Origin of the sequence: Motilimonas thetidivivens, assembly GCF_046452435.1 — a bacterium.
Taxonomy (GTDB): domain Bacteria; phylum Pseudomonadota; class Gammaproteobacteria; order Enterobacterales; family CBDFNC01; genus Motilimonas.
The window spans coordinates 20333-41178 of sequence record NZ_JBKFDK010000029.1; the positions used below are offsets into that span (position 1 = coordinate 20333).

Below are 20846 nucleotides of genomic sequence, written 5' to 3' on the forward strand. Positions count from 1 at the left end.
TACCACTAAGCGGAGTCATTTACTTTTCGCGTTTCCCAATAAGCTTGGCCTAAACCTATTAATAAACCAAATAAATGCACCATATTGGCTACCGATGGCCCAACTAAATCAAAGAAGCCGAACACTAACCAAGCGGCCATAAAGATCATCAAAGGGTTGGGTAACCCTAAATCTCCCGCGGGGTTACGCACGCCCGTTAACCAGACATACCCGGCCAGCGCGTAAACCACCCCCGATAAGCCGCCAAAGTTCGGCCCATCTAAATAAAATTGAATGGTATTAGGAATAATAGAAGCAATCAGAAACAGCGACAATAATTTAGCTGAGCCCTTATGCTTTTCGATTAGTCCGCCCAAATGCCACCACCATAGTAGATTGAACACTATGTGCAATACACTGAAATGCAGTAGGCTGGGGCTAAAGAATCGCCAGATTTCCATCGAATGAAAACTACTGGCATGGGGAAAGAACTGCAACGCTTGATAAATGGGGCGAAAGAAACCCGTCACGCTAAGTAAATAAATCACTAAACTAGCGGCGAAGATTAATAATGTAAAAGGCCCTGCATGAAACAAGAAATCACGCAGCAATAAGGCGCCGCCCCCCTGATAACCTAAATCATCCTTAGCTTGCCCCACATCCCAGCTGGCTTTGCGGTATTTTTCCGCATTCGGGTTTTGCACAAACACGCGCAGCTCAGCAAGCGCAGCATCGTAATCTTGTTCCGGCACATCAATCGCCACCGAGGTTTCATCTCGGCGAATTTGGCACACCACCCCTTGCGTTTGCATATAGTCAACAAAGGCCTGTGCCAAACGCGCATTATCTAATACGATCAATTCAATCAATTTCACCCCAAAGCTGAGTTACTCAGCTGCGACGACTTCAAAGCTACGACGCCAAATGTCCATGCCACCGTCCATACTGTAGACCTCATCGTAGCCTTGATTCAACAAAAACTGCGCCGCACCTTGACTTGAGTTGCCGTGATAACACACCACTATCACAGGAGTTTCAAAGTCCACCTGTTCAATAAACGCACCCAGACGCTCATTGGTTAAGTGAAAAGCCCCTTCAATATGCCCTGCTTTAAAGGACTCAGGATCTCGAATATCGGCAATCACGACTTGCCCTTGTTTGATCTTTTCTGCGGTTTCCGGCACCGAAATATGGCCAAATTGATCCATCATGTTTAGTTACTCCAGTAAGTTTTTGCATTAGTCTAGCATGACTTTTGCGAACCCTATCCATAGAGAAAAAATGGAATAGTGTCCAACGCTCGGTAAAACTTAAGCCGACGTTAGTCATCAAGAACGAGTGAGTGAACTGGACTTGCTCCAGCGAAAATTGATGTGGAAACAATAGCGGATCCTTCACCGCCAATCTAAGCTGGAAAGCTTAGGGTCGCGGCAAGGTTAACTCTATCACTATCTCTTTACCATTAACGGAGCGCAGCTGAATTGCCTGCTCCATCGCCCCCATCATCAAACTAGCCGCGTAAATTGCCAGTAAAGGATCCGTGGTTGCGAAATGCGCATTTGGCTTTAGTGCTTGCAGCATAGCTTGGCTTAGTTGACCCGCATAGGTAATGCACAGCTTAAAATGATGATTAACCATGGATGTATCAATATGAATCGCCGCTCCCTTAGGTGCGGAAGCGATTGAGTATTGCAGCACATTCATGCAAATGGATTTTATTAGTACTTCATCCGCATACACCATCTCCTCAGAAGCTTGATTAGACAAGTTGACTTCTAGGTGCTTAGATTTCACCACGGCTTCGTTCATAGCCAATACGGCTTTTAATTCATCAACCAAGTTAACAGCTTGCATACTAAGACTGTATTGACCATTTTTTATTTTGTAGATTGACATCATGTTATCAATCAATTGCGTCATCATTAGTGCGCTATTTTCAATTGAAACAAGTAAGTTATCGATGTACTGAGTGTTCTTTTTAGATTTTCTAATTTGGTCAATTGAGTTTCGGGTTACATCTAGCTGTTTTTTTAGGGTATAGCGTAACGAGGATTCAAATTCATCGCGTAACCGATTATTTTCGATCATGGTATCAATTTGCTCATAAGCCGCTTGTTGTGACCTGATGATACTGGCGTGAGTTTTCACTCTGGCTTTGAGCACTTCCGCCGAAATGGGTTTACTGATGAAATCGACCGCCCCCATTTCCAATCCTTTTACTACCTTATCGTTTTCCGAAATAGAGGTCAGAAAAATCACCTTTATCTGTTGCGTTAACTCTGACTTAGCGAGAAAACGCATAACCTCAATGCCATTCACCTCAGGCATCATAATATCCAGCAACACAAGATCGGGCGCATTGTTTGAACGGCAAATCTCTATCGCTTGGCGACCACTCTTGGCCGCTAGCACCTTATAATCATGCTTAAGAATATTAACCACGATGTGGATATTTTCGACCACATCGTCCACCACCAGCACACTTAGGCGCTTATCTTCTACTTCTAGCGATTCTTGCTCTTGGTCCTGCTCTTCAACCTCAAGCTTCCATTTACCTGTGTGATTAAGTGATTTAATGATCCTAGATTCGAGAATTTTTTGCGAAAAAGGCTTCAAAACAAACTGTGACACCCCAAGCTTTACGGCTTCAGTCAGCTGGGCTTTCGAGATTTCACTAGAGATGAGCAAGAATGGAATTTCACATAAGGCTTCTGATTTGCGTACTTCGCGCAAAAAACCTAGGCCACCCGCGCCCGGTAGGTTTAAATCAGCAATAATCAGCCCCACGGGCCTGCCGCTTAAATAATCCAGCGCATCGTTAACCCCTTTAGCCTGCCTAATTTGCGTAAAGCCTATATTCGTTAGCATGCTCACCAGTGTCGTACGCATATTGTCTATACTTTCAACAACTAAAACAGGAACCCTTTTTGCTGAGCTAATCATATTTCATCTCTTTTATTGTCTATCAACAACCCAACCAACTCACTCGCCTCACTAAAGTTGAATTCTTCAACCATGTCTTTCAATTGATTTAGTTGCTCAGGGCTAAGTCCAATTTGGGTTGAACTGGATAGTGATTCAAGTAAACGTAAAGCGTCAGTATCGTTATCATGTAACATGGTTTTAAGTTGTTTCAGCTTATTTTGGTCTATCTCTTGTGGTAATGCTGAGCGAGTGCTCATCATTGGACTTGCAATGTTTGTGGGGGCGATGACCGAACTGATAACCGCTACCATTTTCTGCAAATGGCGATTTAATTGGGTTATTTTCTGATCCACCTGGGGATATTGCTCACTACTGATATCCGATTCAATATCAACACACAAAGAATATAAATAATTGATTCTAAGATTGCCTGCTAACCCCTTTAGCCCATGCACGGAAGCTTTGACCAGATCGATACCTTCATCACAAAGGGGTAGCTCAACATCTTGATATGAAGAGCAAAAGCGTTTTAGCAACTTAAGATAAAGTTGTTCATTACCCTGTAATGTAGCCACACCTTCAACCACATCCAGCTCCTTGCTGGTAGACAATTCAACTAACGCCGGTGACTCCAAACTGATATCGCGAATGCCCTCATCGGCAAAATCCTGAGATGGAGGCGCTGTTTCCATTGCTAATTGGTCTGCAAGCGGCTGTTGTGTGCCACTATTTGTTACAAACCATTGCTGCATTTTGCTAAATAACGACTCCAACTCTATCGGCTTAGATAGCACATCATTCATACCACAACGCAGCATTTTCTCACGCTCTGGCGTTAATACATTTGCAGTCAGTGCAATGATAGGTAAATCCATCATTTGTAACTCCTGACGTATGTAACGTGTGGCCTCAAAGCCATCCATTACAGGCATTTGGCAATCCATTAGGACACCTTGGTATTTTTTTTGTTGAACCTTTTTAATGGCCTCTGCACCATTTATAGCAAGATCAACGATGATCCCTTGAGCTTCTAACAACTCAATGGTTAATTCTTGGTTAATCTCATTATCTTCAACCAACAACACCTCTAAGCCAGCCAGCTGCATAGTTGATGGCGTTGTTTGCCCTGTAGGTACAGGGGCAAGTAAATCCTCATCGTTGTGTAACGCTAAGTAAGTGAATAACAAATCACGAAGACTCAAAGGTTTTGATACAAGATGGCCAAACGGTAAACTGTACTCCCGCAAGGTATCTTTAACTTGTTGTAAAGGCAGGTTCGACATGATCACGATATTCCACGCGTCATAGTGGCGATTGAGTAAATAGTTGTAGGCTTCAAGGCTCACACTGTGGGGCAGTGCCCAGTCAAAAAATATCACTTGAAATGCGGTCGAAGAAGCTGAGCTATTGCTCCCCTTGAGCGCCTCAATCTCACTAATGTATTGCGCATTTAAACCAAGATAGTTAAGACTATGGGTAAGAATATGACCACTTACTAAATCACCGTCCAACACGATCACATTATCATTTTGGTAATGTTGCGGTAGCGTCATGCGTGCGGGCTGTGATTCGCTAGTCTTCAGCTCTAAGGTAAAACTAAAAATCGAACCTTGACCCGGTTGACTCTGTACCGATATTTCACCGCCCATTAATTCAATTAATTGCTTGCTAATACTTAAGCCTAGCCCTGTACCGCCATATTTTCGAGTGGTTGAAACATCGGCTTGAGAAAATGCGCTAAATAGCTCATTTAATTTTCCTTCTTCAATGCCAATACCTTGATCTGAAAGCGCAAAATTTATTTTAACCTTATCGTTTTCGCACGGTAAGCGCTTCACCGTTAACATAATTTTACCTTGCTCGGTAAATTTGACAGCATTTGAGCCTAGGTTTAATAGCACTTGTTTTAGCCGCAACTTATCGCCAATTAAGCCATTGGGAATAGAAAAATCGATATCGAGTAATAACTCAAGCCCCTTTTGCTGACTTTGAATCAAAGTAATGTCTTTGAATTCTTCGATTAAATCATCCAGAGTAAACTCTATTTCTTCTAACTCTAAGTGGCCTGACTCAACTTTAGAAAGGTCCAATATATCGTTAATAATCAGCAACAAATGCTCAACAGAACGATTTAGTTTTGTCAGGTAACCTTGTTGTTTTGAGGTTAGATCTGTCGTCATAACGAGCTTGCTAAACCCAGAAATAGCATTCATAGGCGTTCTAATTTCATGGCTCATATTGGCCAAAAAGTCCGACTTAGCTTGATTCGCATGAATTTCAGCATCCATACTATTGGCCAAAGACTGAGAAATTCTCAATAGCGTACGCTGGGATTTAAAAATCAGAAAGATAAGCAAAATCATACATAAAGCGAACAGCAAAGCCACATAAGTGATGTCGTTAGTAAATGTTCTCACCTGTCTGACTTCTTTAGCGCTCAGCTCTTTTACCTTTCTCGCTAGCTCATCTGCCATTGTTGCCGCAGATATCATTTGATACGAAACGACGGCAATCTTCCTATTTAAATTCGCTTGCTTTATAACCCCATCCGAGTAACGCACGAGAGCGTCTCGTGCAGCATTAAAATAGGCTAGCTCGTCGCTATTGAGTTTCTTCGCGTCAACCTGACTGATTGCCATTGCATTAGCTAAATGCTTTAACAAGCGCTGCTCATAGATTGCTTTTTTGTCGTGATTATCTGAAGAGTTCAGATAAGCGATAATGATTTGCTTCGCCAAATCAATCTCATCCTCAAACAAAATCACATCCTTGCCTAAATCTAGCATGCGCTGAGATTGGCTCGTTACAAGTTGTAATTGCCGCAGTATTGATTTTTCGGCTTCAGCCAATGACGCCTTTGCTGAATCCATCACTTCTAGTTGCAGCTCACCTAAAGGCCCTTGAGTTGCAGCTAATATTGACTTTAGATAGGGTAAAAAAGCACTTGGTAAACCATTATGATTCATTTCATAGCGCTTAACCAAACGCGCTAACTCGTCAAGCTTTTTAGGCGTCACCTGCATTTCTAATTGGCTCAGGTGAGCGCGCATCTCAGCGATTAACGAAAGTGCTTGGGTTGCCGACAGACTCTCGTTGTTATATTCAAATAGCTGCTTCAACAATAAAGCCTGTAAACTGTCTGTCGCGCTGGCAATATTTTGAATATGATATTGATTCTGCTCATGAAACAATGATTTATCATTCATTAGCTCGACGTATTGATGAAAGTTATCTCGATACTTCTTAAGAGCAATAAGGATGTTGGAAAGGTCGGCAGTAAAATCTGTCATCTCCTTTTGTAAGGCATGAGCTTGGCTTAATACTTCATCGATATGCCTTTTTGCCGTATTTGCTTGCTCAATCTTGTTATCTCGAGAAAACGACAGTTCATATAATCTCGCGCGATCAAGTTCATTCAACAACTGGCCAGTATCATTGTAACCGTCAATGTCTATCAACAGTTGGTTAACCTGATTCCAAGTCGTCGCACCAGCGATACAGAGCAAAACGATAACCGACAAGAACCCCAGCATAAGCCATTTAAACTTTCTAGGATTTTGATTTGATACACTTTTAGCAGGCATAGTTGAACTCTTCTGATATCTATCTGTTAACTATAGCTGGCACTATCGCTAAAGCGAGTCGGTGTTGCCAAGTACACCGAGACTTTTCCAACAGGCTTAATCAGATGGGTGAAAAGCATCGGCCAATCACGAAACAAATTGATTTATAGCATTTTCATTAACACCATCATAACTGGGAAAACGTACCTCAATTTGCTATACCAACAAGCAAATTATTGCCGCGCAAAAAATTTATCGAGAAAAAAGACGCTTGGGTTTGCTATTTAGGGGGGAATTTAGCGGTAAAATCTGGCCGCAAAAAGTACTGCGGCCTTTAGCAATATGGCCATCGCAGTCAATCGACCTGTGATGACCCTTGTTTAACTTAGTTGATTAATACAACCAAGTTGCGGCATCTTCGTTAAAGTTATCTGATTCGCCTTGATGATCTATCAAGCCATCATTGTCGCTATCAAGCTCTAACGAAACAGTCGAGAAATAGCTACTATCATCTTTTTTCACGAGCAGCTTACTGTTATCACCTGTAAAGGTAACACCCTGATTATCGCTATCGAAGCCTATGGTCACTGAACCATCCACAGTACTCACAGCCTTACCCGAGGCAGAGACAGGCACGACATTACTAAAGGTTGAATCAAAGGTTAGCTTCACATTTTCTAAGGCAATCGTTTCATTGAGTACGTTATCTATGAATTGAGTGTTAGCCGTTTCTTGATATCGCATCCCAGATTGACGACTGTAAACCAAAGAGCCTTTCGTCGTGACATCAAGGCCATATGAGGACTCTTCCGATCTGACGCGAAAATCATTATAACTAGACGAAGCATAATCAATGGTGCCATCACTATTCTTATCTTCAGCCACTATTTTAATAACGCCAGAAGTAATCACCACAGGGCTTCCTTCTTTACAGTCATTAAACTGCATCGTCACTGTACCCTTAGTGTCATTGCCATCCGCAGAGATTTTTACACTACCACCCTGGCTACAGTCTTCTGTTGCTACATTACGCGCAGTTTGGTACATATTAAATACACTTCTGATTTCCTTGCGTAAATCGTGATCAAATAAGACAGCTTCTGCAAACTGGTAGGACGTCTCTTGATCTAACTTTGCCACTTTCGCCTCAACGGGAGGAAGTACAATGGCACCATCTTTACTTCCAGAACCACCCGAACCACCACAAGCAACCAAAGCAGATGACAGTGCAACAACCAAAATCGTCTTATTCATAAATCCCTCAAAAAAACTCCAATAATTTCGCGGCGGATTCTAGCAAGAAATAAAATAAAAAACCTGATAAATAATAAAAAAGTACCAAAAAAGTCAAATTCAGGCATGAATGTTTTTAATTACTTTTATACCCAATCAATCTGGAGATGTTTGATTTCAGAAAGAATTTTATAAGTTGATTGAGTATATAGAGCCCCTAAAATGCGTCGTCGAACCCTTTGCATTCTTCTATTTTGCGGCCACCATAGTTGCCACCGCCTAAGGCAATACAGCAAATAATAAAAACCAACATCGAAATGATAGCGAGCAAAGGCATGATGTCGTGATAAGGGGCAACTTCCGAACTCAAAGCACGATAAAGACAAGCAGAAACAAAGCTGACTACACTGATTAGCAGTAACACTATCCAATATTTCATCTGACACTCCTTGTTGATGGTGATTTTGTCTAACTGACTAAATTATTGCCAGTTAGACTATAACTCTCACCAAGAAATACCAATAATAAATCAACGAGATAAGAACAACTTATACGCTGGGTTTTGCGTCTCTTCTTTTACTTCATAGCCCAGTTTATCTAGGTAGCTATTAAACTCATCGTTATCCTGCGCTGGTAAACTAAAGCCAGCGAGTACGCGGCCATAGGCGGCGCCGTGGTTGCGATAATGGAATAAAGTGATATTCCATCGGGTACCTAAGGTTTGTAAAAACTTCATTAACGCGCCCGGCTGTTCGGGAAATTCAAAGCTGAATAGACGCTCTTCAATGGCGCGATCTGGGCGTCCGCCCACCATGTAGCGCACATGCAATTTGGCCATTTCGTCGTTGGATAAATCCACCACTGGATAGCCCGCTTGCACCAAGTTTTCGGATAGCTGATGCAATTCATCAAAACCACCCGGGATGCGCACGCCGACAAACACATTGGCCTGTTGGTCGCTGGCATAGCGGTAGTTAAACTCGGTGATGGCGCGACCGCCAAGCATATTGATAAATTCTAAAAACGCCCCAGTACGCTCGGGAATGGTCACCGCCAATACGCCTTCTTTTTGCTCACCCAGTTCACAACGCTCGGATACGTAACGCAGGCTATGAAAATTCATGTTAGCGCCACTTAAAATGGCCGCCATGCGCTGCCCCGTTAGCTGATGCATTTGCGCGTAACGCTTTAAACCGGCTAATGACAGCGCGCCAGAAGGCTCGGAGATGGCGCGCGTATCTTCAAACACATCTTTTACCGCGGCGCAGATTTCATCAGTGCTGACGGTGATCACTTCATCTAAATATTGCTGACACAAACGAAAGGTTTCGGTGCCGATGGTTTTCACCGCCACGCCATCGGCAAAGAGGCCGACTTTTTCCAGCTCGGTAGGCTGACCGGTTTCTAGCGCCACTTTTAGGCAAGCAGAATCTTGTGATTCAACCCCAATCACTTTGACATTTGGCATTAACTGCTTAACAAACACCGCCACGCCAGCAGCGAGTCCGCCGCCGCCCACGGGCACAAAAATATGGGTTAAGTGGGTATCTTGCTGAAGTAACTCTTTACCTACCGTGCCTTGTCCGGCAATCACTTCGGCATCGTCAAACGGCGGGATCAAGGTATAACCTTGGTTGGCAGCCAATTGTTTGGCATGTTGGCTAGCTTCATCAAAGCTATTGCCGATCAGCTCGACCTGAGCACCTAGCTCACGTACCGATGAAACCTTGATTTCTGGCGTAGTTTGCGGCATCACAATAATGGCTTTAATGCCCATTTTAGAGGCAGACATCGCCACCCCTTGCGCATGATTGCCGGCCGAAGCCGCCACCACACCTTGGGCTTTTTGCGCATCGGATAACGAGGCCAATTTGTTATAAGCGCCGCGTAATTTAAATGAATGCACAGGCTGCTGATCTTCGCGTTTAAGCAACACTTGGTTATTAATTCGCTGGCTGAGCTTTTTTAACGGCTGCAGTGAGGTCTCAACAGCGGCTTCATAAACCGGCGCCAAGAGAATTTTCTTTAAGTATTCTGCTGCGTTATTTACTTGCTCTGCCATTTTTACCTCGTTAGCTGTTAGCCATTGTTACTCATTGGAACGCATTTTCTGCGATTGAATATCACCTATAGACAATTTGGCGCGGGATCCGCAAGTGTACAAAGCAAGGATGCTTTGTCTCAAGCCCCCATGAATGGGTTAACGGCGTGTTGCGAAGCTCGCGCTAAATTGGCAAAAGATAACAATCCGCGTAGACAAAAAAGGGCCGTTGCCGACCCTAAGTTGATTACATCAGTTGTTTACATCTTATTGTAGGCTGTACGCGATGAAAAGCGCTTTCAACCAAGCCTAAACTGCTTACTCGTACTTGGATTTATCACGCACCGCACCTTTGTCGGCAGACAAGGCATTGGAAGCGTAAATTTTTAGTGATAACGGAACATTACGCTCACGGCTCTCAGGTCTCCAAGCCAGCTTACCTTTGGCTTCCATTGCTACACGACGCGCCGCTAGCTCACCCGCAGGCACGTCTAGCTTGATCGAACGCGTTGGGATGTTAATGTCGATGATATCGCCATTTTGTACTAAGCCAATCTCACCGCCCGATGCCGCTTCTGGTGACACGTGGCCGATAGATAGACCTGAAGTACCGCCCGAGAAACGTCCATCGGTGATCAGAGCACATTTCGCGCCCAAGCCCATGGATTTAAGGTAAGTAGTCGGGTAAAGCATTTCTTGCATGCCCGGACCGCCTTTTGGCCCTTCGTAGCGGATCACAACCACTTCACCCGCTAACACTTCACCACCTAGAATGCCGCTTACTGCGCTGTCTTGGCTTTCGAATACGCGCGCAGGACCGCGGAAGGTAAAGTTGTCATCGGTAACACCGGCGGTTTTCACCACACAGCCGTCCACCGCTAGGTTACCCGTTAATACCGCTAGGCCACCTTCTAAGCTAAAAGCGTTTTCAATCGAGCGAATACAGCCGCCAGCGCGATCATCGTCCAGCGTATCCCAGCGACAATCTTGGCTAAAGGCCTTAGTAGTGCGTATGCCCGCAGGGCCCGCACGGTAGAATTTCTTCACGTCTTCGTCTTGGGTTACCATGATGTCATATTTCGCTAGCTGCTCTGCCATGGTCATACCTAATACGGTGTGCACTTGGGTGTTAAGCAAGCCTGCGCGATCGAGTTCGCCAAGAATCGCCATAACGCCACCTGCGCGGTGTACGTCTTCCATATGATAAAGCGCAGTGGATGGCGCCACTTTACAAAGCTGGGGAATGCGACGAGACATTTCGTCCATATCGGCCATGTCAAAGTCGATACCGCCTTCTTGAACCGCAGCCAACAAGTGCAAAATGGTGTTGGTTGAACCGCCCATGGCGATATCCAGTGCCATCGCGTTTTCAAACGAAGCACGACAAGCGATGTTACGCGGTAATACCGACTCGTCATCTTGCTCGTAGTAACGCTTAGTTAGCTCAACAATACGTTTACCCGCATTGATAAACAGCCCTTCGCGATCGGCGTGAGTCGCTAGCATAGAGCCATTACCCGGCTGCGCTAAACCTAATGCTTCGGTTAAACAGTTCATTGAGTTAGCGGTAAACATACCAGAACATGAACCACAAGTTGGACAAGCGCTGCGCTCCACTTGCTCACTTTCTGCGTCAGAAACCGTTGGATCAGCGCCCTTGATCATGGCATCAACTAGGTCTAGCTTGATGATTTGATCGGAAAGCTTGGTTTTACCCGCTTCCATTGGGCCACCAGAAACAAAAATCACGGGGATATTTAAGCGCATTGACGCCATTAACATGCCTGGGGTGATTTTGTCACAGTTAGAAATACACACAATGGCATCGGCGCAGTGCGCGTTGACCATGTATTCAACCGAATCAGCAATCAATTCGCGTGAAGGCAAGCTGTAAAGCATGCCATCATGGCCCATGGCGATACCATCGTCCACCGCGATGGTGTTAAATTCTTTGGCGATACCGCCCGCTTCTTCAACGGCGCGCGCCACCAATTGACCCATGTCCTTTAAATGAACGTGGCCTGGAACAAACTGGGTGAAAGAGTTAGCAATGGCAATGATAGGTTTACCGAAATCATCATCTTTAACTCCCGTGGCGCGCCAAAGGGCTCTTGCGCCAGCCATATTACGTCCATGAGTTGACGTTGCACTACGATACTTAGGCATAACAATACTCTCTCACATTCATATTAAATTTGCGTATTTAGCGCATTAGCACTGAATAAATATGCCCTAACATAATCGAATAGGGCTTGGTTGTCTTGTTTTTCCCACTGCTAAAAGCAGCAACCAGATAATTAAATAGCCACCAGCTTAGCTTCCGTTTTAACGCTAGCCGCTTGCTCTAATAGCGCAACGTCTGTTACCCCAATCAATTTGGCTAACTGGTTGGTCAGCAGCACAATAGCGCGCTCACTGGCTACCGCTACCTGTAGCTGGACTTGCTGCAATTCTGGATCTAGCTCCATTTGCATATTTTGCACGCTAAAACCACGGTGGCGCATCACGCGTAATACACGCTCTAATAACTCAGGGCTGTGCTCAGCCGTCACACTAAGATGATGTAACATTATTCACATTCCTCCATCATTTTATCGTTGGCCGCACCTGGGGGAACCAATGGCCACACGTTTTCTTCTTCGCTGATTGCCACGTGCAAGATGTACGCGCCTTCGCTGTTTAGCAGGCGCTCTAGCGCGGGTTTCACCTGTTCTTTCACGACGATGGTTTCACCCGGAATATCAAACGCTGCCGCGAGGGCAACAAAATTGGGGTTATCGGTCAAAATTGTTTCGCTGTAGCGACCTTCAAAGAATAGCTTTTGCCATTGACGCACCATGCCTAAACGCTGGTTGTCGATCAGTAAAATTTTGACCGGCAATTTACGGCGCTTAATGGTGCCCAGCTCTTGCACATTCATCATAAAAGAGCCATCACCCGACACCGCAATCACGGTATCGTGAGGGCGTGCGACTTGAGCTCCTACCGCGGCAGGAACACCAAAGCCCATGGTGCCAAGACCTGAGCTAGAAAGGTGATCGCGTGGACTATCAAACTCAACATGCTGAGCCACCCACATTTGGTGTTGGCCAACATCACAAGTCACCACGGTATTTTTTGGTGCCATGTCTGACAGCTGTTTTAATAATAATGGCGCATAAATCGCCTCACCCGGATGGTCGTAACGCCATTGGTATTCTTGTTTCATGGCTAAGGTGTGCTGTTGCCATGGGGCGATATCCAAAGGCATTGTCAATTGCGGCAGCACTTGTTTTAAATCCGCCGCGATAGCCACATCGGGGTGGCGTAATTTGCCTAATTCAGCGGCATCGATATCAAGGTGAATGACTTTCGCATGGACCGCAAATTCATCTAGCTTACCGGTAACTCGATCATCAAAGCGTGCGCCCGCAACGACCAATAAATCCGCTTCTTGTACCGCGTAGTTCGCAGCCTTAGTGCCATGCATACCCACCATGCCTAAAAAGCCATACTGCTCGGGCGCGATAGTGCCTATGCCTTTTAAGGTGGTCATGCTCGGCATTTTTGTTTTCGCCAAGAAATCACGTAGCTCGGCTTCGGCATGAGCCAAAGTAACCCCACCGCCGACGTACAACAGTGGCTTCTTCGCTTGGCTGATAAGCTCACGTGCGGCCGCAATATCTGTCGCGGCAGGCGCATCCGGCTCGGTCACTTCGTGACTAATACAGGCATGTTCAATGGCGGCTAGTTGAATGTCTTTAGGAATATCCACTAAAACTGGGCCTGGACGACCCGAGCGAGCGACTTCAAAGGCTTGCGCAATAACCGAGCCTAAGTCTTCGGCTCTTTGCACCATAAAGCTGTGCTTGGTACAAGATAGCGACATGCCTAACACATCTACTTCTTGGAAGGCATCGGTGCCAATTAATGGCGATGCCACTTGGCCAGTAATGGCAACAATCGGCACCGAATCTAATAAGGCATCAGCAAGCCCGGTAATCAGGTTTGTGGCGCCGGGGCCAGAGGTGGCAATACAGACCCCCACACCGCCAGTAGAGCGAGCATAACCAATCGCAGCCATCGCTGCGCCTTGCTCATGACGACACAATAAATGATCTACACCACAATCATACAAGGCATCATAAACCGGCATGATGGCACCACCGGGATAGCCAAATACCTGTTTTACGCCTTGCTGCTGTAATGCCTTAACAACAAAATGGGCACCGTTCATAACCACACATCCTAAGTCAAAAAAAAACCCCCGAGCCTTGGCGGGTCGGGGGTTTAAAATGTTTGTCTGAGTTATTTTTTCTTAGCCAACATTCCCCCGAGCGATGGCTGAATGACCACCACTAGGACCAGAATAATTAGGCTAATTTTTTTAAACATTGAGTACTCAGTCACGAAATTGTCTAGAAACTGACTACATAACTACCATAAACCGAGATAAGCATCAACACAGGCAAGCAGCAGGAAAACCTCATTTCCCTCAGGGTTAAGCCACTTTGTCAACCATGAAATATAAGTAAATCTAGATTTAGCAGTGGATAAATCTAATTATTTTAAAATACACAAAAGATCGGCAAGGCATTTTCTCAATTAGCCCGATCCCCCCTTTGATTAAAATTATCCAAAAAATTCCCCATTAATTTTGCTCAGATCAATATCTGACCAATACTGAATGAGAGGATGTTAAGCCAGCCACGGAGCAAATCATGTCACTTGCAATTGTTAATTGCCGCAGTTTATTAGGGATAGATGCCCCCGAAGTGACAGTCGAAATTCATTTAGGAAGAGGGCTGCCCGCTTTTAATCTGGTTGGTCTGCCCGAAGCCAGCGTCAAAGAAGCGAAAGAGCGGGTGCGCAGCGCCATCCAAAATAGCCAGTTTGAGTTTCCCTGCTCACGCTTAACCGTTAACCTCGCCCCCGCTGACTTGCCAAAACATGGCGGCCAATTCGATCTCGCCATCGCACTGGGGATCTTGGCTGCGTCCGGCCAAATACCCGCCACTCACTTTTCCCAGTATGAATTTTACGGCGAGCTGGCCTTGTCGGGGGAATTAAGGGCTTGCAAAGGCATCATCCCCATCGCTATGGCGGCGCGGGCAGCACGGCGCACCTTAGTCTTGCCCGAGGCTAATGCCGAACAAGTCAGTTGCGTCGAAGGCGAGCACAAGGTGGCGGCTAATTTACTGCAGGTCTGCCGTTTTATTTGCGGCCAAGGTGACTTAGCCAACGCCCCCGAGCATCAAGTTCCTTGTTTCGCCGGTGACTATGGTGATTTAACCGACATCATAGGCCAGTATCAAGGCAAACGGGCACTGGAGATCGCCGCTAGCGCTGGGCATCATTTGTTGTTGGTCGGCTCGCCTGGCACGGGCAAAACCATGCTGGCCAATCGCATTTTGAGCATTATGCCCAGCTTAACCGAAGCCGAAGCCTTAGAAACCGCCGCCATTTATTCCATTAGCGATGTACCCTCTTTGGCGTGGCAATCACGTCCCTTTCGCCAGCCCCATCACAGCTCATCAGCCGCCGCGCTGGTGGGGGGTGGCGGAAAACCAAAACCGGGCGAGATAAGCCTAAGTCATAATGGCATCTTATTTTTAGACGAATTACCGGAATTTTCCCGCGTCATTTTAGATAACTTGCGGGAACCGATGGAAAGCCAACAAATCACCATTTCCAGAGCCACCGCGCGATTAAATTTCCCCGCTAAATTTCAGCTTATTGCCGCTATGAACCCCAGTCCTTGCGGGTATCATCAAGGCGACTTATGCCGCAGCACACCCGATCAAATCCAACGCTATTTACAGCGTTTATCTGGCCCCTTGCTTGATCGTTTTGATCTGTCGGTGATGATCCCCCTCTTACCCAAGGGCAGCCTAAGTCAAACCAGCCAAGAAGGTGAATCCAGTGCCACCATTAAGGCTCGCGTAGAAGTCAGTAGAGCCATCCAATTACAGCGCCAAGACAAGTTAAATGCCCATTTAACAGCGGCCGATATAAAACAATTTTGTCCCCTGCAACAAGCCGATGCCGAGTTTTTAGAAAACGCGATTGAAAAGCTAGGACTATCCGTGCGCACTTGGCACAGCCTGATAAAAGTCGCCCGCAGCATTGCCGATTTAGCGCAAGTAGAACACATCAACCGCCAACATTTAGCCGAAGCACTGAATTATCGTGCCATGGAGCGCCTATTAGCGAGTATGCAGCGTTAAGTTACACCAGCCATTAGCGAACCATTAACGCCTTGATTTCTTGAAATGAGATAAGCTGAATACCTTGCTGCTGGATATAGCTTTTTAGCTCTTGGCTCAGCAAAGCTTGATAGTCCGCCACCCGAATTTGCCATTCAACGCCAGGGCAAATCGCGCGCAGTTCAGGCGTGTCGAGGGAAGGATGTAGCATAAAAAAGGTTACACCTGCTGGGAATTCAGCCAACTGCTGTTTAATTTGAGCAACGCGATCACTTGCATTATTGAAAGGCAAACTACACCAGTTATCAAATAGCTTAATACCCTGTTGCTGCATTTGCTGCGCCGTGGTTTTTACTTCAGGCCACGAAGGAACAAGCGGGGTCTGAGTACGTTGCATTTGAGTATGTTCAATAAACTGCGGCACTCGTTCAAGATAATCACAGTGCATAGCCATGATGGGTAAATGGTATTGCTGCGCAATCCGACTAAAAATCGGCAAGGTTTTTGCCGAAAGCATGGCGAACATATGGGAATCAAGATGGCTAATCGGCATGCCCAGTTGCAATGCGGCTTCAATTTGGGCGACAACCTCTTGTTCTACGGCTTCAGGTTTGGCATGTAACCAACAATCATATTCACTGCGATGAAAAAAACCGTCCTGATCAAGCAAGCCGCTATCAGCATTTAACCCAGATATGGGTCGCCAGCGATATTCTTGCCACTCCGAGGTCAACATCAAGTGCACGCCTAAATCCGCATCCTGATTCGATTTAGCGAGATTAGCCGCCGATAAGAACCAAGGACAGTTGACCATCACAGAGCCAGAGCGCGCTATGCCAAAGTCTTTGATATCTTGATAGGCTTGAATACTGCCATGGTTCATGCCGATATCATCACAGTGAAACAGCACAACCCTGTCGTTTGCAGCAAAACCCAGCTCAGTGAGTAAGGTGTTGTTCATCAGCACTCGCTATTGATGCTTTTCAATAATCATAAATCAATGTTAGCTGTATTTATTCTATTTATTAACTATGACTAATTTTTATCCGCAATTTAATATCGGCAACCTAAAACTGCAAGTTTTGCTGCAACCAAGGCAGCGCACTTTGCTTAAATTGAGCTTGCCAAATCGCCTCTGAAGCACCGCTATAGCTAATATAATGGTGTGCTAAATAACTCACTTCAAAGGCCTTATGTAGTGCTTCGCAGCCTTGTCTAAAGCCTTGCGCACTTCCACTACTGCAACCGAGTAAGATGCGGCTATTTGGGTATTCGCGAAAATATAGCGCCATTTTCTCTTCCCAATTGGCCATTCCTGCAAACCAAGCTTGTTGGATTTCAAGATCCGCCTCGCTATCATCAAACTGAGGTAACACGCCGTATTCTTCACCTTCCGTCGGCGTGACCACGGCAGCATAAGCGTGTAAAACTGGCCGAGGGATCTGAGGGAGAAATTGCTTCATCAGCCGATTCTCCATCACCATAGGACTAAACGCAGCCACTATGCTTGCTTGGCTTGGATATTGTAAGCCAAGATTTAAAGCAGCAAGGCCGCCCATACCAAAGCCAATCCAAGCCACCCCGAATTGATCGCTTCGCACGCGAACTTGCTGAGCCACTTGAGGTTGGAGATCCCAAAGCAAATAATCTTGCCAAGCCCCAGTCAAAGTAGAATTGAGATAAAAGCTGCCACCCAACTTATTGGTTCCTGTCACTGCAACTAAGACAAACTCTTGGTTTTCTGGGCGAGCAAACCACAAATCGAGCTGCGCTTTCAGCTCCTTGATGGCGTAAATGCCTTGGTTAAAATCAAGTAACCAATAAACCACCGGATAGCGCTTGTTTGGCTGCCCTTGAAAGCTTGGCGGCAAATAAACCATCAACTCCTGTTTAACGTCTGTTGCAACTCCATTGCCTGCCAATGACGTTGCAACGACGCTTAACAACTCTAATTTACCCGCTGCGGTTGGCGCGCCATAAGCCTTACTGATGAAGCTACTGACTAGCCAAAAAAGTAAGAACATCGTGATTAGGCTTGATTTAACAAATTGCAAGATATGCAAGATATGTGTTTTGTCAAAACCATGTTGTGCTTTATGCATTGCTTGGCCCATGACTCACCCTCCCATGTTAATCGCATGTTAAACAACTAGCCTTAAAAACCTGGGTTGCCAATAGCCTTTAACGGAATTAACGCTATCACCAGAAACATCACTTCAAGATCAACAAAAAGACAGAATAAATGACATATTTAACGTTCGAGCCATCTGATTTCGCGATTAAGCTTTGATTCAGCTTGGCTTAGTTAAAGTTCAGCTATAATTAGTAAGGGAATTTAATAATTCTTTCCCGTCAACGGGTTAATTGAACAAGATCACGAATAATTGAGTTAAAAGTTGTTACTGTATGGCTACTAACCACTCAAAAAGTAGTAGTTAAATAACTAAGCTAATCTTCTAGCCTAAGGGGAAAAAGATGAACACACAATTTATAGCAACGATTGCTGGCGAGGACCGCCCCGACTTACTAAAACTGTTAGCAGGCAAAACTCATGCGCTAGAAGGACGCTGGCTTGACAGTAAAATCAGCCGCTTAGAAGGACAAATAGCCGGGATCATCAAAATTGATATTCCAGGCGAGAACCTCTCCGCACTCAAAGCGGATTTTAACAGTATCCCTAATTTTCATGTCAGTACCTCAGAAATCAAACTAGTGACAGTGACAGAATGTGAGGAACTAGAGCTGAAAATTGAAGCCAACGATCGCCCAGGTATTATCAGCGATATTACACATTTTCTTGATAGTAAGGGCGTAGCCATTGAACACATGGAAAACCATCGTTTTGGCGTCATAGGTTTAGGCAGTACCGTATTCATTGCCGAAATGACCCTGATGGTACCCGTGGATATGGGCAAAGATATGTTAGTCGCCGAGTTAGAACAACTTTCTAGCGACTTTAGAGTTGAAGCCGCCGAAGTAGCCTAAGCACTAACGGAAAGCACTCAACGGGAACCAATAATGTTAACCAGCCTTCGCCTCAGGCGAAGGCTTGGCGAAGGCTCAGTCTTTGCACCTGCACCTGATTAGTGCCAAATAATTTCCCCTGCCAAATCACCAAACAGCGCCTGATACTTGGCTTCAAGTTTATGTCGGCGGATTTTCAAGGTCGGCGTTAACAGCCCATTTTCAGGTGTCCATGCATCGCTCAATACCAACAAGTGCGCCAAGCGTTCATGAGATTCCAAGCGCTCGTTAATATGAACCAACAACTCGTGAAGTTTTGCTTCGGCATCTGTTTTGGTCAGTGACTTGGCTCCATCGGATAAAATCAGTAAAGCGATGGGCTGAGCTAATCCTTCACCGGCCACACAAACTTGTTCAATTAGGGGCGAGTCTTCAAATTTTGCTTCTATCGGCACGGGCATCACATATTTGCCTTTCGCCGTTTTAAAGATATCTTTGATCCGGCCTGTGATACGCACATAACCCTCTGCGTCAATTTCAGCCTTATCCCCGGTATGAATGTAGCCATCCTTAGTGAAAAACTGCCGCGTTAGTTCAGGCTGTAAAAAATATTTATCCATTAAGGCGTCACTTTTAAACAGCAACTCTCCTTGTTCCGATACTTTAATCTCTGCACCCGGGCCAACTCTACCCACGGAATCTATTTTATCGGGATTAAAGGGCACATTAAGGGGGCCATAAGCTAAGGTTTCAGACATGCCCCAAGCTTGGCAAATATTAATGTCCAACTTAGCGTACCAGCGCAGTAATTCAGGCGACACGGCCGCCGAACCACAGCCAAGTAACCGCGCGTGCTCCAAACCCAGGGCCTGTTTAATTTTACGTTTCACCATGGTATTGATAAACGGTAACTTGAGCAGCAGATTGAGCTTTTTCGCCGGGAGGTTTTGCCAAATACCTTGCTGAAACTTCAGCCATAACCGTGGCACAGAAAGAAACAGCGTAGGTTTGATGGCACGTAAGTTATCATTAAATCTTGCCAAGGATTCAACAAAGGACACTGTCACTAGGCCAGAAAACAAAGATGAGCCTTGCACATAAACGCGCTCGGTAATATGGGCTAAAGGTAAGTAAGAAACAGCCCGCTCGGGGGACTCGATTTGCAAAACATCAATTAGGTGATAGGCCGCTTTAGCATAACTGGCAAAGCTCATCACCACGCCCTTAGGCTCACCTGTGCTTCCTGAGGTATAAACTATGCTCATTTTATTATCCGGCTTTAGCTCCACTGGATAATCTATGGGGGCATTGTTTTGCACTAACTTATGCCAATGCAATGCAGCAGGCATAGTATCGGCGGTCATAGCAATACGCACGACATCACTTTCTATGCCTTTTTCTTGGTCTGCCCAATTATCTAATGCGCCAATAAAAATGGCCCGCACTTCGCTGTGCTTGAGAATATAGTGAATGGTTTCACTGCTCGCACTCGGATAAATTGGCACACTGACATAGCCCGCCAGCATAATGGCTAAATCAGCAATAAACCATTGCGCGCTATTTTTCGCTAAAATCGCAACCCGCTCACCCGGATCAAACCCCATAGCTTTAAGCGCACTGGCAATGCATCTCGCCTGTTGAGCCACCTGCTGCCAAGTGTATTCAATAAACTCATCACCCTGAGGCTGTCTTAGGTAGATCCGCTCCGGCTCATTTTGCTGCCAATATTGTAGTGCTGCTATAGGGTGTTCAAACGTCATAATTTTCTCTTAACCTTTAATATCTCGCCGATCTTAGGAGATCTTAGGCAGAACGCAACTCGCTTTAATAAACCTTAGCTAAACCTTAACTAAACCTTAGCTCAGCGTTTGCTAAGACTAGACCTAAGCAGCTCTTGCAACAACTGCCGCAGCCTGATTACAGTGAGATACAATAACAATGCACAATAAATGGCCA

General features: G+C 45.5%; 15 protein-coding genes. 2 read left to right on the forward strand and 13 right to left on the reverse strand.

Annotated elements, in window-relative coordinates:
* Window positions 1-5: 5 nt before the first annotated feature.
* From glpG to ilvG, 10 genes are all read right to left on the reverse strand, one after another.
* Window positions 6-848 carry a rhomboid family intramembrane serine protease GlpG gene (glpG, locus tag ACK8OT_RS17440; RefSeq protein WP_410197784.1) on the reverse strand — a complete coding sequence of 281 codons (843 nt, stop codon included), beginning with the start codon at window positions 846-848 and terminating at the stop codon, window positions 6-8.
* A gap of 18 nt (window positions 849-866) precedes the next feature.
* Complete coding sequence (gene glpE / locus ACK8OT_RS17445; protein ID WP_410197805.1) at window positions 867-1187, reverse strand: thiosulfate sulfurtransferase GlpE; 321 nt, start codon at window positions 1185-1187, stop codon at window positions 867-869.
* A 211-nt stretch (window positions 1188-1398) separates the two neighbouring features.
* Window positions 1399-2922 carry a hybrid sensor histidine kinase/response regulator gene (locus tag ACK8OT_RS17450; protein ID WP_410197785.1) on the reverse strand — a complete coding sequence of 508 codons (1524 nt, stop codon included), beginning with the start codon at window positions 2920-2922 and terminating at the stop codon, window positions 1399-1401.
* Complete coding sequence (locus ACK8OT_RS17455; protein WP_410197786.1) at window positions 2919-6488, reverse strand: hybrid sensor histidine kinase/response regulator; 3570 nt, start codon at window positions 6486-6488, stop codon at window positions 2919-2921. The genes ACK8OT_RS17450 and ACK8OT_RS17455 overlap by 4 nt, the downstream gene beginning before the upstream one ends.
* A 372-nt stretch (window positions 6489-6860) precedes the next feature.
* Entirely contained in the window at window positions 6861-7721 is an 861-nt protein-coding gene (locus ACK8OT_RS17460) for a hypothetical protein (RefSeq protein ID WP_410197787.1), read from the reverse strand.
* A gap of 196 nt (window positions 7722-7917) precedes the next feature.
* Window positions 7918-8139: a hypothetical protein gene (locus ACK8OT_RS17465; protein WP_410197788.1), complete on the reverse strand. Its 222-nt coding sequence runs from the start codon at window positions 8137-8139 to the stop codon at window positions 7918-7920.
* Between the two features lie 90 nt (window positions 8140-8229).
* Window positions 8230-9762, reverse strand: a complete 1533-nt coding sequence (gene ilvA / locus ACK8OT_RS17470; protein WP_410197789.1) for a threonine ammonia-lyase, biosynthetic — start codon at window positions 9760-9762, stop codon at window positions 8230-8232.
* A 297-nt stretch (window positions 9763-10059) separates the two neighbouring features.
* Window positions 10060-11907, reverse strand: coding sequence for a dihydroxy-acid dehydratase (ilvD, locus tag ACK8OT_RS17475; RefSeq protein WP_410197790.1), 1848 nt, complete (start codon window positions 11905-11907; stop codon window positions 10060-10062).
* Between the two features lie 131 nt (window positions 11908-12038).
* Window positions 12039-12311: an acetolactate synthase 2 small subunit gene (ilvM, locus tag ACK8OT_RS17480; RefSeq protein WP_410197791.1), complete on the reverse strand. Its 273-nt coding sequence runs from the start codon at window positions 12309-12311 to the stop codon at window positions 12039-12041.
* Window positions 12311-13957, reverse strand: a complete 1647-nt coding sequence (ilvG, locus tag ACK8OT_RS17485) for an acetolactate synthase 2 catalytic subunit (RefSeq protein WP_410197792.1) — start codon at window positions 13955-13957, stop codon at window positions 12311-12313. The genes ilvM and ilvG overlap by 1 nt, the downstream gene beginning before the upstream one ends.
* A gap of 484 nt (window positions 13958-14441) precedes the next feature.
* Between ilvG and ACK8OT_RS17490 the strand changes: the two genes are divergently transcribed.
* A complete protein-coding gene (locus tag ACK8OT_RS17490) occupies window positions 14442-15947 on the forward strand; it encodes a YifB family Mg chelatase-like AAA ATPase (RefSeq protein ID WP_410197793.1) in 1506 nt (501 codons plus the stop codon).
* 13 nt (window positions 15948-15960) lie between these two features.
* Here ACK8OT_RS17490 and ACK8OT_RS17495 read toward each other — a convergent pair whose 3' ends face one another.
* Window positions 15961-16887, reverse strand: coding sequence for a polysaccharide deacetylase family protein (locus tag ACK8OT_RS17495; RefSeq protein ID WP_410197794.1), 927 nt, complete (start codon window positions 16885-16887; stop codon window positions 15961-15963).
* A gap of 106 nt (window positions 16888-16993) precedes the next feature.
* Window positions 16994-18040 (reverse strand): alpha/beta hydrolase-fold protein, encoded by a 1047-nt coding sequence (locus tag ACK8OT_RS17500; protein ID WP_410197795.1) that lies wholly within the window; start codon window positions 18038-18040, stop codon window positions 16994-16996.
* A gap of 361 nt (window positions 18041-18401) precedes the next feature.
* On the opposite strand from ACK8OT_RS17500, the gene ACK8OT_RS17505 reads away from it, so the two are divergent.
* The gene (locus ACK8OT_RS17505) at window positions 18402-18911 is read left to right on the forward strand and encodes a glycine cleavage system transcriptional repressor (RefSeq protein ID WP_410197796.1); all 510 of its coding nucleotides are present in this window, start codon (window positions 18402-18404) and stop codon (window positions 18909-18911) included.
* 98 nt (window positions 18912-19009) lie between these two features.
* On the opposite strand, the gene ACK8OT_RS17510 is transcribed toward ACK8OT_RS17505, so the two are convergent.
* The gene (locus tag ACK8OT_RS17510; RefSeq protein WP_410197797.1) at window positions 19010-20650 is read right to left on the reverse strand and encodes an AMP-binding protein; all 1641 of its coding nucleotides are present in this window, start codon (window positions 20648-20650) and stop codon (window positions 19010-19012) included.
* Window positions 20651-20846 lie beyond the last annotated feature (196 nt).